Raw genomic sequence first — 13283 nt, forward strand, 5'->3', positions numbered from 1 at the left:
CATTGCCCGGGACGCGCCGCGGGCGACCTCGGCATTTCGACGAACGCGGCACTCAGCCCGGTTTCGTCACCGACCATTGCGCCACCGGCAGCTGCGGACGCCACGCGGTGAAACCGCCGAGGGGCTCGCCGCGATAGATCTGGAACTTGCGCAGCGCCCCGCCGTGCCGGGCGCGCGACTCCAGCAGGAACGCCTCGGATTCGGCGGTGACCGCGTTGGCCACCAGCCGCCCGCCCGGCCGCAGCCGCCGCCAGCACAGGTCGAACAGGCCCGGCTGGGTCAGGCCGCCGCCGACGAAGATCGCGTCGGGGTCCGGGCCGTCGTCCCCGGCGAGTTCGGCGGTGAGTTCGCCGCGCACCACGACACCGGGGACACCGAGCGCGGCGCTGTTGACCGCGATCTGCTCGCGCCGCGCCGCGACCCGCTCGAAAGCGACCGCACGGCAGGTGGATTCGGTGCGGCACCATTCGATCGCGATGCTGCCCGAGCCGCCGCCGACGTCCCACAGCAGCTCGCCGGGCGCCGGGGCGAGGGCGGTCACGGTCAGCGCGCGGACCTCGGACTTGGTGAGCTGGCCGTCGCCGGTGAAGGCGGTGTCGGCCAGACCGGGCAGCCGGGTGCGGCGCGGCGCGCCCGGGTCGGCCACGCACCGCACCGCGACGAGGTTGAGCGGATCGCCCGGGGCGTGGTGCCATCCGGCGGCGGTGCCGTCGCGCCGCGCCTCGGCCGGGCCGCCCAGCTGATCGAACACGGTCAGCGCGGACCCGCCGAAACCGCAGGCGCACAGCAGTTCCGCCAGCGACTTCGGGGTGTGCTCGTCCTCGCTCAGCACCAGCAACCGTCGCCCGTCGGCGAGTTCGGGCAGCACGGACTCGAGGCGGCGGGCCACCGCGCTGACCACCGGCGTCGCCGCCACCGGCCAGCCCAGGCGCGCGCAGGCCAGCGAGGCCGAGGACGGCTGCGGGTGGACCTCGAGCGCCTCGGGACCCACCAGCCGGGCCAGCGTGACGCCGATCCCGAAGAACATCGGATCGCCGCTGGCCAGCACCCCGATCCGGCGGCCCTCCCACGCGGCGAGGAGCCCGGGCAGCGCGGGCAGCAGCGGTGACGGCCACGGGATCCGCTCGCCCGGGCCGCGGGGGACCAGCGCGAGCTGGCGGGGCGAGCCGAACAGAACGTCGCAGGCCGTGATCGCGGCGCGGACCCGCTCCCCCAGGCCGGACCAGCCGTCCGCGCCGACCCCGGCGACCAGGATCGGCGGAGTCGGCCCGGCGGGCGCGTTCATCGGGGCATCCGGCGCCAGATCGGTTGCGGCACCAGGCGCATGATCGCGGCGAGCACCGCGAGGCGGCCCGGGATCCAGACGCTGGTCCGGCCCCTGCGCAGGGCGCGGACCACCCCGTCGGCGACCTGGTCCGGCGTGGACGACAGCGGCGCGGGGTCCATGCCCGCGGTCATCCGGCCGATGACGAAACCGGGCCGGACCAGCAGCAACTGGACGCCGGTGCCGTGCAGGGCGTCCCCGAGGCCGGAGACGAAACCGTCGAGCCCGGCCTTGGCCGACCCGTAGACGTAGTTGGCGCGGCGCACCCGGACACCGGCGATCGAGCCGAAGGCGACGATCTGCCCACGGCCCTGGGCCCGGAACAGCGTGGCCAGGGTGGTCAGCACGCTGACCTGCGCGACGTAGTCGGTGTGCACGACGGCCACCGCGTGCGCGGGGTCGGCCTCCGCGCGGGCCTGGTCGCCGAGGATGCCGAACGCCAGCACGGCGGTGCCGAGCGGGCCGTGCTCGGCGGTGATCTTCTCCAGCAGCGACGCGTGACCGGCGACGTCGTCGGCGTCGAATTCCACCGTGTGCACCGCGGCCGCGCCCGCCGCGCGCATCGCGGCGACCTCGTCGCCCAGCTCGCCGCTGCGCCGCGCGGCCAGCACCACCACCCGGCCCGGCGCCAGCCTGCGCGCCACCTCGACACCGATCTCGCTGCGCCCACCGAGCACCAGCACCGGGCCATCGATCCTGTCCGCCATGGGCGCAAGTCTTCCATCCCCGGGCCGGCCCCGTCACCCGCCCCGGAGCCCGCGCGCCGGCGGCGATCGGCGGCCCGTGCGCGGCGGCGCGGCGGGCGGGTGACTACCGTCGACCCCATGCCGACCACGACCACGCAACTCACCCCCGCCGCGCTCGACTTCGTCACCGAACGCCACCTCGCCTCGCTCACCACGCTGCGCGCCGACGGCACCCCGCACGTGGTCGCGGTCGGCTTCACCTGGGACCCGGAGGCGGGCCTCGTGCGGGTCATCACCGACGGCGCCTCGGTCAAGGCGCGCAACGCCCGCCGCGGCGGGTACGCCGCCGTCCACCAGGTCGACGGCCCGCGCTGGCTCACCCTCGAGGGCCCGGCCACCGTCCTCGACGACCCCGACAGCGTCGCCGAGGCGGTCCGCCGCTACAGCGAGCGCTACCGGATCCCCCGCGAGAACCCGACCCGGGTCGTGCTCGCGATCCGCGTCGGCCGGGTCCTCTCCAGCGGGACGCTGAAGTAGCTCAGAGCACCGTGAGGCCGTGCGGGCGCCGATTCATCGATTCGGCGCCGTCGGCGGTGACCACGACGATGTCCTCGATGCGGGCGCCCCACCGGCCGCGGAAGTAGATGCCGGGCTCGATGCTGAAGGCCATGCCGGGTTCGAGGACCAGGTCGTTGCCCGCGACGATGTAGGGCTCCTCGTGCACCGACAGGCCGATGCCGTGGCCGGTGCGGTGGACGAAGGCGTCGCCGTAGCCCGCCTCGGTGAGCAGGTCGCGCGCGGCGGCGTCGACGGATCCGGCCGTGACCCCGGGGCGCACCGCGGCCACCGCGGCCGCCTGGGCGGCCTCGAGGACCGCCACGCGCTCGGCCGACTCCTTCGACGGCTCGCCCAGCGCGTAGGTGCGGGTGGAGTCGGAGAAGTAGCCGGGCTCGACCGGCCCGCCGATGTCGATGACCACGACGTCGCCCTGGGCGATGGTGCGGTCCGACACCATGTGGTGCGGGTCGGCGCCGTGCGGGCCGCTGCCGACGATGACGAAGTCCGCCTCCAGGTGGCCCTCCTCGACGATGGCGGCCGCGATGTCGGCGCCCACCTCGGCCTCGGTGCGGCCCGGCCGCAGGAACTCCCCCATCCGGGCGTGCACCCGGTCGATGGCCGCGCCCGCGCGGCGCAGGGCCTCGATCTCGGCGTCGTCCTTGATCATCCGCAGCTGCCGCAGCACGGGCGTGGCCGAGGAGGGCAGGCCGGTGGTCTGGTGGGCCAGCGGGATGAGGTGCAGGGCGGGCATGGCGTCGGCGACGGCGATGCGCGACCCCGCGTGCAGCGTGCCGCGCACCAGCTCGTAGGGGTCGACCCCGTCGACCCAGTCCAGGACCCGCAGCCCCAGCTCGCCGACCGCGGACGGCGCGAGCCCGGGCACCTCCAGCTTGGGCACCACCACGGACGGTGTCTCGCCGTCGGCGGTGATCACCAGGCAGGTCAGCCGCTCGAAGGATTGCGCCGCCGAGCCGACGAGATAGCGCAGGTCCGGTCCCGGGGTGATGAGAAGGGCGTCGAGATGCGCCGCGCGCATCGCCTCCACCGCCCGCTCGAGCCGGTCGCCGTACACACTCGCCGCGAACCTGGATTCCGGGTGCTCGCTCATAGGCCCCGACGTTACCCGCACGGGCCGCGACCGCCCAGTAACGGTTCGACACGCCACCGCGGTCGGCGCGATGTCGGTGCGGCGGGGCAGAATCGGCGGCGTGACCGTCGACGAGAACGCCCGAGGCCCCCTGCTGCTGCTCGACGGCGCGAGCCTGTGGTTCCGCGCCTACTACGCGATCCCGGACAAGCTGAAGGCCGCCGACGGCCGCTCGGTCAACGCCCTGCGCGGGTTCACCGACATGGTCGCCGCCCTGGTCACCAAGCACCGGCCCGGCCGCCTCGTCGTGGCGCTCGACCTGAACTGGCGGCCGCAGTTCCGCGTCGACCTGGTGCCCTCCTACAAGGCGCACCGCCTCGACACGGCCGCCGACGCCCCGCCCGGCGCCGAGGAGGTGCCCGACACCCTCACCCCCCAGGTGCCGATGATCCTCGAGGTCCTCGAGGCCGCCGGGATCGCCACCGGCGGCGCCGACGGGCTCGAGGCCGACGACGTGCTCGGCACCCTGGCCACCCGCGAGGACCGCGATCCCGTGATCGTGGTCAGCGGCGACCGCGACCTGCTCCAGCTCGTCCGCGACACCGCCCCGCCCGTGCGGGTCGACTACGTCGGCCGCGGGCTGGCCAAGGCCGAACTGTTCGGCCCGGCCGAGGTCGCGGCGAAATACGGTGTGCCCGTGGCGAACGCGGGCCCGGCCTACGCCGACATGGCCACCCTGCGCGGGGACGCGTCCGACGGCCTGCCCGGCGTCACCGGCATCGGCGACAAGTCCGCGGCCCAGCTCATCTCGCGCTTCGGTTCGCTCGACGCCCTCACCGCCGCCGTCGACGATCCCGGCTCCGACCTGGCCAAGGGCGTGCGCGCGAAACTGGCCGCCGCCCAGCCCTATCTGAAGGCCGCGGCCCCGGTCGTCCGGGTCGTCCGCGACGCCGACGTGGTCCTCTCCGGCGCCGACCGCCTGCCCGCGAGCCCCGCCGACCCGGACCGCCTGCTCGCCCTCGCCGGTGCCTACAACGCCGAGAGCCCGGTCACCCGCCTGATCAAGGCGCTGACGGTCGCGCGCGAGAACCGCTGAGCCCGCGGCCCGCTCAGACTCCGTCCAGGATCGCGCGCAGCGCCGCGGCGATCGCGAGCCGCACGTCCTCGTGCGCCGCCCCGGGCCGGTGTTCGGGGGCGACCCGCGCCGATCCGTACAACCACACCGGGCCCCGGCGCCGCTCCTCGGGCTCCCACCCGTAGCGCGCGTGCACGTGGCCGTGCAACCGGTGCACGGAGTTGCCCAGCACCTCGTAGTTGATCCGCAGGAACGCCGGATCCACTGCGCGGCAGGCGGTCTCGACCGCCTCGCCGAGCAGCATGAGGTCGGTGAGGAACGCCAGCCGCTCGGGCCGCGGCAGGTCGGTGAGGTGGTCGGCGTCGCCGTCGTACAGGAGCACGCTGTAGCCGGGCAGGTGCTGGGTGTCGCCGAACACGGCCACCCCGGTGCGCATCCGGGCCAGGACGGTGGCATCACGGTCGGTCATCGGGAACTCGCCTCCCCCAGACGAAACGGGCGGACCGCCAGTATGCGGTCCGCCCGGGGTTCCGTGGCCGGAAAGGATCAGCTCGGGCGGCCGACCTCGTAGGTGCCGTCGTCCTTGGTGATCTTGATGGTGACCTTCTTCTGCTCGCCGCTGACCTTGACGTCGCAGGTGAAGGTGGAGTCGACCTCGACCTTCTGGCCGGACGGGCACTTGACGTCGCTGACGTCGGAGATGCCGTAGGAGTCCTTCAGGACGGTGGTCACGCCGTTCTGCACGGCGGTGTTGTCCAGCTCGTCCGAGGACAGGAAGACCAGCAGCAGGGCGATGACGATGGCGATCACGGCGACCGCGGCGACGGCCAGGCCGATGATCAGGCCCTTGCCCTTCTTGGCGCCGGGCTGCCCCGCCGCCGGCTGCTGCCCCCACTGCTGCTGCGGCTGCTGAGCCTGGCCCCACTGCTGCTGCGCGCCCGGCTGCTGTCCCCACTGCGGCTGGGCGGCCGCGGCCTGATTGTTCCAGTCCTGCGGCGGAGGCTGGGTCTGACCCCACTGCTGCTGCGGCTGCTGCGCGGGCTGACCCCACTGCGGCTGGGAGGCGGGCTGGGCGGGCTGGCCCCACTGCTGCTGGGCGTTGGGGTCACCCCACTGCTGACCGGGCTGGGCGGGCTGGCCCTGCGGCGGCTGGGCGGCACCACCCCACTGCTGCGTCGGTCCGGCGTTGCCGGGCCCCTGCTGTCCACCCCAGTGCAGGGTCGGGTCGTTGTTGCTTCCCTCCCCGGGGCCGTTCGGTCCGTACGGGCCGCTCATCGGATCGCCTCCACTCGCATCGAAAGTACATACGGTAGCCCCCCGCGCCAGTCTCGCCGCTGCAGCACGACTCCTCCACCACGGTCGGTACGCCACGAAATCAAATCACAGACGCCGATCCGGTGTTGACATCGCCGCTCCGGCGCCCGGCGCGATCACGCGGCGTCCACCGCGACGACGCCGCGGCGGATCGCGCGCACCGCCTTGGCCGCGGTCGAGGCGATCTCGGTGTCGTCGGCGGTGTTGTGGATCTGGTCGAGCAGGTCGATCACCTGACGGCACCAGCGCACGAAGTCACCCGCCGACAGCGGGGTGCCCTGGTCGCCGCTGGCCAGCAACGACTCCGCCAATCCGTCGCCGCGCGCCCACTTGTGCACGCCCTCGACGAAACCCAGGTCCGGCTCCCGGGTCGGCGGCAGCTTGTGGCGGGCCTCGTCCTCACGCAGCTTCGACCACACGCCCAGCGTGTCGCCGACCGCGCGGCGGATCGGCGCGGTGGGACCGGCGGCGCCGAGATAGCCCGCCTCCTGGCGGGATTCGTAGACCAGCACGGAGACCACCGCGGCCAGCTCGGCCGGGCCGAGGCCGCGCCACAGCCCCTGGCGCAGGCACTCGGCCACCACCAGATCGGATTCGGCGTAGAGGCGGGTGAGCCTGCGCCCGTCGGCGGTGACCTCGCCGTGGTCGACGAATCCGCGCTCCTCGAGCAGCCCGACGATGCGGTCGAAGGTACGGGCGAGCGAGTTCGTGGTCGCGGCAACCTTCTGGCGCATCTGCTCGGTCTCGCGGACGAGCCGGTGGTAGCGCTCGCCGACGCGGCTGAGCTGCTCGCGGTCGGGCCGGGTGTGCGCCGGATGCGAGCGCAGGCTGCGGCGCAGGGTGTTGAGCTCGCGGTCGTCGCCCGCGCCGGTGTGGTCGTTGCGCCTGCGCCGGCCCGGGGCCGAGATGCCGGTGCCGCGGAGCGCGGAGGCGAGGTCGCGGCGCGACCGGGCGGTGCGGTGGTCGACGCGGCGCGGCAGGCGCATGTGGCCGAGCGCCTCGGCGGGCGTCGGGAAGTCCGCGGCCGACACCCGGCCCGCCCAGGTGTCCTCGGTCAGCACCAGCGGGCGGGGGTCGCCGGGGGTCTGGTCGGGTTCGAGGATGACCGCGAGCCCGGCCCGCCGCCCGGACGGGATGGCGACGACGTCACCGCGGCGCAGCTCGATCAGCGACTTCACCGCGGCCCCGCGCCGGTCGGCCCGGCCCCGCTGCTGCAGCTCGCGTTCGCGCTGCTTGAGACGCTCGCGCAGCGACAGGTACTCGAGGAACTCGCTCCCCGGCCCGCCGAGCTGGCTCTCCAGCTTGCGCAGGGCGCTCTCGTTGCGCTCGATACCGCGCACCAGCCCGACCACCGACCGGTCGGCCTGGAACTGGGCGAAAGAGCGTTCGAGCAGGGCGCGGGCCTCGGCGGCGCCGAGCCGGTCGATGAGATTGATCGACATGTTGTAGCCCGGACGGAACGAGCTGCGCAGCGGGTAGGTGCGCGTCGAGGCCAGACCGGCCACGGCGCTGGTGTTCACCTCGGGCTGCCACAGGACGACCGCGTGCCCCTCGACGTCGATCCCGCGGCGGCCCGCGCGGCCGGTGAGCTGGGTGTACTCGCCGGGGGTGAGTTCGGCGTGTGTCTCGCCGTTGAACTTCACCAGGCGTTCGAGCACGACGGTGCGGGCGGGCATGTTGATGCCGAGCGCCAGGGTCTCGGTGGCGAACACCGCGCGCACGAGCCCGTGCACGAACAACTCCTCGACGGTGTGCCGGAAGGCGGGCAGCATGCCCGCGTGGTGCGCGGCCAGCCCCCGGTGCAGCGCCTCGCGCCACTCCCAGTAACCGAGCACCTCGAGGTCGGCCTTGGGCAGGTCGCCGGTGTGCTTCTCGATGATCTCGTCGACCCGGTCGGATTCCTCGGGACGGCCGAGGTCCAGCCGCGAGCGCAGGCACTGGGCCAGCGCGCCGTCGCAGCCCGCGCGGCTGAAGATGAAGGTGATGGCGGGCAGCAGCCCTTCCTCGTCCAGCCGGGCAAGGACCTCCGGGCGCGGCAGCGGCCGGAAGCCGCCCCGGCCGCCGCGCCCGCGCGGCCCGCCGTAGCCGTGCATGCGGTCGGCGGCCTCGCGCTGGCGGATGAAGCGCACCAGGTCCTCGTCGACGAGCACCTTCTGGTCACTGGACTTGGTGTCGAACAGGTCGAACATGCGCCGCCCGACCATGACGTGCTGCCACAGCGGGATCGGCCGGGTCTCGTCGACCACCACCGCGGTGTCGCCGCGCACGGTCTCCATCCAGGCGCCGAACTCCTCGGCGTTGGACACCGTCGCCGAGAGGCTGACCAGCCGCACGTCGGCGGGCAGGTGCAGGATGACCTCCTCCCACACCGCGCCGCGGAACCGGTCGGCCAGGTAGTGCACCTCGTCCATGACGACATAGGACAGCCCGCGCAGCGCGTCGGAGGAGGCGTAGAGCATGTTGCGCAGCACCTCGGTGGTCATCACGACCACGGGGGCGTCGGCGTTGACCGACTGGTCGCCGGTGAGCAGGCCGACCCGGTCGCGGCCGTAGCGCTCGGTCAGGTCCGCGTACTTCTGGTTCGACAGGGCCTTGATCGGCGTGGTGTAGAAGCACTTGCCGCCGGAGGCCAGGGCCATGTGCACCGCGAACTCGCCGACGACCGTCTTCCCGGCGCCGGTCGGCGCGCACACCAGCACGCTGTGGCCCCCCTCGAGGGCTTCACAGGAGGTGCGCTGGAACGGATCGAGCGCGAAGCTCAGCTGGTCGGCGAACCGGTCCAATTCGGTGTTCCGCGCGGGAGAATCGGTCACCCGTCAGAGCGTATCGGAGTAGTCCGACACCGGGCGCGCGGTTTTCTCCTCGTCGCTCAGCGGCGTCGCCCGCGCGATGGGGTCGGGCCGCTCGACCGCCGACGCCTCGTCGTCGTCCAGGCCGCCCCAGCCCTGACCCTCGCGGCGGGCCCGCCGCGCGTCGTTGATGCGGGCGAACTGCACGGCGAACTCGAACAGCACGGTCAGCGCGAGCGCCAGCGCGAGCATGGAGAACGGGTCCTGCGGGGTGACCACCGCGGCGAAGACGAACAGGCCGAAGATCAGCCCGCGCCGCCACGCCTTGAGCTTGGCGTAGGTCAGCACGCCGACGAGGTTGAGCCCGATGATGATCAGCGGCGTCTCGAAGCTGACACCGAAGATGATCAGCAGCTGGATGATGAAGCCGAAGTACTGGCTGCCGCTCAGCGCGGTGATCTGGACGTTGTCGCCGATGGTGAGCAGGAAGGCGAGGGCGTGCGCGACGACCACGTAGGCCAGCACCGCGCCGAGCACGAACAGCACCGAGCCCGAGACGACGAACCCGACCGCGTAGCGGCGTTCCTTGGCGTAGAGCCCGGGGGTGATGAACGCCCACAGCTGGTAGAGCCAGAACGGGGCGGCCATCACCACGCCGGCGGTGAAGCCGACCTTGAGGCGCAGCATGAACTGCTCGAAGGGCGCGGTCGCCAGCAGGCGGCAGGCGCCGTCGGGCGACAGCTGGGCGCGCGCCGACGCGGGCAGCGAGCAGTACGGGCCACGCAGGATCTCGCCGAGGCTCTCGAGACCGAAGAAGGAATGCGCGTACCAGAGGAAACCGATCAGGGTGGTGACCGCGATCGCCGCGAGCGAGAGCAGCAACCGGGTGCGCAGCTCCTGCAGGTGCTCGACCAGCGACATGGTGCCGTCGGGGTTGGTCCTGCGTTTGCTGCGCCGGGGATCGAACGGGATGCGCATGGGTGTGGTGGCCTCTTAGGCGTCGGTGCGGCGGCTGACAGCGGAGAACGCCGGGACGGTCGTCGCCGTCCCGGCTCGGTGTCGCCTGCTCAGACCGACTTCTGGCCCGGCTGCGGGTCGGCGACCGGCGCCGCCTGCGGCTGCGCGGCGGGCAGCTGCTGCGGGGCGGCGGGCGCCGGGGCGGGGGCCTGCGCCGCGGGAGCCTGCGACTCCGACTGCATCTGGCCGACCTCGCTCTTGAAGATCCGCAGCGACCGGCCGAGACCGCGCGCCGCGTCCGGGAGCCGCTTCGCGCCGAAGAGCAGAACGAACAGCAGCGCGATGATCAGCAGGTGCGTCCAGCTGAACGTGCCCATTATCAGTTACCTCCGAAGACTGTGGTGATTACCGATGCTACCCGCCACCCCGTGTCCGCCGCCGACCCCGGGGATGGGATTTCATCACGAGTTCAACGCCGGACAGCTGGGGAGACGGCGCGCAGTTCGGCCAGCAGACCGCTGCCGCTGTAGCGCCTGCCGTGGCCCTCCTCGGCGGCGCGGACGAGGTCGACCAGCCGTTGGTTGACCGGCGCCGGCTCCCCCACCATCTGCCCGAGACGCACGATTTCCCCACAGAGCCAATCGATTTCGGTGCGCCGGCCCAGCGCCAGGTCATCGGCCATCGACGAGCGGGCGAGCGGATCGACGGCCAGCACGCGCCCGAACACGCGGCGGAACACCGGGTCGGGCACGGTCAGCAACCGCACCATCAGCTCCGGCGGGACGGGAGTGAGCCGGGCGGGACGGATCCGCGCGACACTCATCACACGCAGCGCCTCGCTCTGTGCCAGGGCCAGGCAGCGCCGGTAGTCGCGCTCGGCCAGTTCCTCGCGCAGCGGCAGCCCCGACAGCGCGTTGACCGGGTTGTTGAGGTTGAGCAGCAGCTTGGCCCACTGCACGGGCCGCAGGTCGCGGTGCCGCTGCCACGACAGCGCGCCCCCGCGCAGCAGCGCGTCGAACCGGTTCAGCACGACGTCGTCCTGCACCGCGACGACCCCGTCGCTGGCCCGGTGGAACCGGCCGTGGCCGGACTGCACCACGTTGAACATGACCATGCCCGCCAGCACCACGCAGCCGGGCAGGTGCTCGCGGATGACGGTGTCGTTGCCGATCCCGTTCTGCAGGCTGATCACCGGGGTGCCCGGCCGCAGCCGGCTCGCCAGGCCGCGCACCGCCGACGCGGTGGCCGCCGACTTCACCGCGACCAGGACCAGGTCGGCCCGCTCCGGCTCGTCGGGAACCAGCGACAGCCCGAACCGGTCGGGGGCGACGGTGACCGCGCCGCCGTCGAGATCGGTCAGGTGCAGGCCGTGCTCGGCGATGTCGTCGAGCACCCGCTGCCTGCCGACGAACACCACGTCGGCACCCGCGGCCGCGAGGTGACCGCCGACGAAGACCCCGACGCTCCCGGCACCGAGGACCAGTACACGCACACTCACGCCGGTTCGGTCTCCAGCCCCGCCGCCGCGTAGGCGGCCAGGGCCGCCTCGGACCGGTCCCGCACCGCGCGCACCAGGTCCGGCGGCCCGATCACCCGCACGCCCGCGCCGAAGCCGAGCACCAGCCGGGCCATCCAGTCGGTCGCGGCGAAGCGCATGCCGACCTCGATGCTGTCGCTGTCGCCGTCGCCGTCGCCGAGGTGCTGCATCGGGTACTGGTCGAGCACCCAGACGTAGTCGCGGCGCACCCGCAGCCGGGCCATCGGCAGGTCGGCGTCGTCGGCGAAGAAGCCGAGGGCGGTGCCGGGATCGGCGGCCAGCGTGCTCGGCGGGCGGGCGGGCTCGTCGAGCTCGGTCGCGTCCTCGATGCGGTCGAGGCGGAACAGCCGCTCGCCCTCGGCCTGGCGGCACCAGGCCTGCAGGTAGCTGTTGTTGTCGACGAGCAGCACCCGGACCGGGTCGACGATGCGCTCGGAGACCTCGTCGCGGCTGGCCGAGTAGTAGACCAGCCGCAGCGCGTGCCCGGCGGCCAGCGCCGCGCGCACGGTGGCGACCGCGGGTTCCTCGACCGGGGCGACCGGCCCCGCCGCGGGGGTCGGCGCGGCGCCGGCGATGGCGGACTCGAGCTTGGCGATGGCGGCGTGCGCGGCGGTCGGGTCGACCATGCCGGGCATCTCGACGATGGAGCGCAGGGCGACCAGCAGCGCGGTGGCCTCGGTCGAGGTCAGCCGCAGCGGCCGGTCGATGCCCGCGGAGAAGGTGACCTCGATGCTGTCCTCGGAGAACGACAGGTCGATCAGGTCGCCCGGGCCGTAGCCGGGCAGGCCGCACATCCACAGCTGGTTGAGGTCGCTCATCAGCTGCTTGGTGCTGACACCGAGGTCGGCGGCGGCCTCCGCGGCGCTGATACCGGGGTTGGCGAGGAAGTAGGGGACCATGTTGAGCAGGCGGGAGAGCCGCAGCGACAGACGCGAACTCACGAGCGGACCTCCGTGCGGTCGAGCACCGTGCGCAGCCGGGCGACGACGTCGGCGCGCAGATCGGCCGGTTCAAGGACGAGGACGTCGGGGCCGAGGCCGGTGATCAGCCGGGCCAGCCAGTCGCGCGAGCGCACCGGGATCTCCACGACGGTGCCCGCCCGGCCCGCCAGCTCGCGTCCGTCGATCTCGCGGCCGATGCGGCGCAGTTCGCGGCCGCGCCCCTTCGCCACCCAGACCGTGGCGGTGCCGGTGACCGGCGCGCTGCCGGTGACCCGCTCGACCAGCGCGCCCAGGTCGACGCCGTCGGGTTTGCGCACCGCGTTCTCCGGGCCGTACGGCGTGACCTCGCCACCGATGCGGGAGAGCCGGAAGGTGCGCACGTCGTCGCGGTCGCGGTCGTGGCCGACCAGGTACCAGCGCCCGTGGCGGGTGACCACGCCCCAGGGCTCGACGTCGCGGCGGGTGAACGGTTCGGTGATGGCGCTGCGGTGGGAGAACCGCACCGCCTGGCCCGCGTCGACCGCGGCCAGCAGCTTGCCGAGCACCGGCTCCGAGCCCCGGGTGCGGGCGGGCACGGCGGGCACCGAGGCGAAGGCGGAGTCGGTCTCCACCGTGACCCCGGCCGCGCGCAGTTTCAGCAGCGCGCCCTCGGCGGCGGCGGCCAGCTCCGGCGACTCCCACATCTGCACGGCGACGGCGACGGCGGCCGCCTCCTCGCTGGTGAGGTCGATGTCGGGCAGCTCGTAGGCGTCGCGGTTGATGCGGTAGCCCTCGAGGGTCGAGAACCGTCCCACCGGACCCACCTCGAGGGGGATGCCCAGGTCGCGCAGTTCGTTCTTGTCGCGCTCGAACATGCGGCTGAACGCCTCGTCGGTCGCGGAGTCCTCGTAACCGGCCACGCTGGCGCGAATCCGCTCCGCGCTCAGGAACTGCCGGGTCGACAACAGCGCGATGACCAGATTCATCAGCCGCTCGACCTTGGATATCGCCACCCGATAGAGGGTAATGGTCCGCC

Annotated in this window: 13 protein-coding genes; 2 read left to right on the top strand and 11 right to left on the bottom strand. The window is 73.4% G+C overall.

Going from position 1 to position 13283, the window contains the following annotated elements:
* Nucleotides 1-52: 52 nt before the first annotated feature.
* Together ON36_RS14635 and dprE2 are read right to left on the bottom strand one after the other, a co-directional pair.
* Complete coding sequence (locus tag ON36_RS14635; protein ID WP_043652835.1) at nt 53-1285, bottom strand: bifunctional cobalt-precorrin-7 (C(5))-methyltransferase/cobalt-precorrin-6B (C(15))-methyltransferase; 1233 nt, start codon at nt 1283-1285, stop codon at nt 53-55.
* A complete protein-coding gene (gene dprE2 / locus ON36_RS14640; protein WP_043652838.1) occupies nt 1282-2031 on the bottom strand; it encodes a decaprenylphospho-beta-D-erythro-pentofuranosid-2-ulose 2-reductase in 750 nt (249 codons plus the stop codon). The genes ON36_RS14635 and dprE2 overlap by 4 nt, the downstream gene beginning before the upstream one ends.
* 117 nt (nt 2032-2148) lie before the next feature.
* On the opposite strand from dprE2, the gene ON36_RS14645 reads away from it, so the two are divergent.
* A complete protein-coding gene (locus ON36_RS14645) occupies nt 2149-2547 on the top strand; it encodes a PPOX class F420-dependent oxidoreductase (protein WP_043652841.1) in 399 nt (132 codons plus the stop codon).
* 1 nt (nt 2548) lies between these two features.
* Here the strand turns inward: ON36_RS14645 and ON36_RS14650 are convergent, their stop codons facing one another.
* The gene (locus tag ON36_RS14650) at nt 2549-3676 is read right to left on the bottom strand and encodes a M24 family metallopeptidase (RefSeq protein WP_043652843.1); all 1128 of its coding nucleotides are present in this window, start codon (nt 3674-3676) and stop codon (nt 2549-2551) included.
* A 100-nt stretch (nt 3677-3776) separates the two neighbouring features.
* Between ON36_RS14650 and ON36_RS14655 the strand changes: the two genes are divergently transcribed.
* Entirely contained in the window at nt 3777-4751 is a 975-nt protein-coding gene (locus tag ON36_RS14655; protein WP_043652909.1) for a 5'-3' exonuclease, read from the top strand.
* 13 nt (nt 4752-4764) lie between these two features.
* Here the strand turns inward: ON36_RS14655 and ON36_RS14660 are convergent, their stop codons facing one another.
* The 8 genes from ON36_RS14660 to ON36_RS14695 all read right to left on the bottom strand — a co-directional run bounded on the left by ON36_RS14660 (nt 4765) and on the right by ON36_RS14695 (nt 13260).
* Nucleotides 4765-5199, bottom strand: a complete 435-nt coding sequence (locus tag ON36_RS14660; protein ID WP_052313994.1) for an HIT family protein — start codon at nt 5197-5199, stop codon at nt 4765-4767.
* Between the two features lie 77 nt (nt 5200-5276).
* Nucleotides 5277-6005: a DUF4333 domain-containing protein gene (locus tag ON36_RS14665; protein WP_043652846.1), complete on the bottom strand. Its 729-nt coding sequence runs from the start codon at nt 6003-6005 to the stop codon at nt 5277-5279.
* A gap of 155 nt (nt 6006-6160) precedes the next feature.
* The gene (locus ON36_RS14670) at nt 6161-8857 is read right to left on the bottom strand and encodes a DEAD/DEAH box helicase (protein WP_043652849.1); all 2697 of its coding nucleotides are present in this window, start codon (nt 8855-8857) and stop codon (nt 6161-6163) included.
* A gap of 3 nt (nt 8858-8860) precedes the next feature.
* Nucleotides 8861-9811, bottom strand: a complete 951-nt coding sequence (gene tatC, locus ON36_RS14675) for a twin-arginine translocase subunit TatC (RefSeq protein WP_043652852.1) — start codon at nt 9809-9811, stop codon at nt 8861-8863.
* Between the two features lie 89 nt (nt 9812-9900).
* On the bottom strand, nt 9901-10167 hold the full coding sequence (gene tatA / locus ON36_RS14680) for a Sec-independent protein translocase subunit TatA (protein ID WP_043652854.1): 267 nt from the start codon (nt 10165-10167) through the stop codon (nt 9901-9903).
* 92 nt (nt 10168-10259) lie between these two features.
* A complete protein-coding gene (locus tag ON36_RS14685; RefSeq protein WP_043652858.1) occupies nt 10260-11288 on the bottom strand; it encodes a 2-dehydropantoate 2-reductase in 1029 nt (342 codons plus the stop codon).
* Nucleotides 11285-12268 (bottom strand): helix-turn-helix transcriptional regulator, encoded by a 984-nt coding sequence (locus ON36_RS14690; RefSeq protein WP_043652861.1) that lies wholly within the window; start codon nt 12266-12268, stop codon nt 11285-11287. Before ON36_RS14690 ends, ON36_RS14685 begins: the two co-directional genes overlap by 4 nt.
* Nucleotides 12265-13260 carry a helix-turn-helix transcriptional regulator gene (locus tag ON36_RS14695; RefSeq protein ID WP_083885147.1) on the bottom strand — a complete coding sequence of 332 codons (996 nt, stop codon included), beginning with the start codon at nt 13258-13260 and terminating at the stop codon, nt 12265-12267. The genes ON36_RS14690 and ON36_RS14695 overlap by 4 nt, the downstream gene beginning before the upstream one ends.
* Between the last annotated feature and the right edge of the window lie 23 nt (nt 13261-13283).

The sequence above is a fragment of the Nocardia thailandica NBRC 100428 genome (assembly GCF_000308795.1).
Lineage (GTDB): Bacteria > Actinomycetota > Actinomycetes > Mycobacteriales > Mycobacteriaceae > Nocardia > Nocardia thailandica.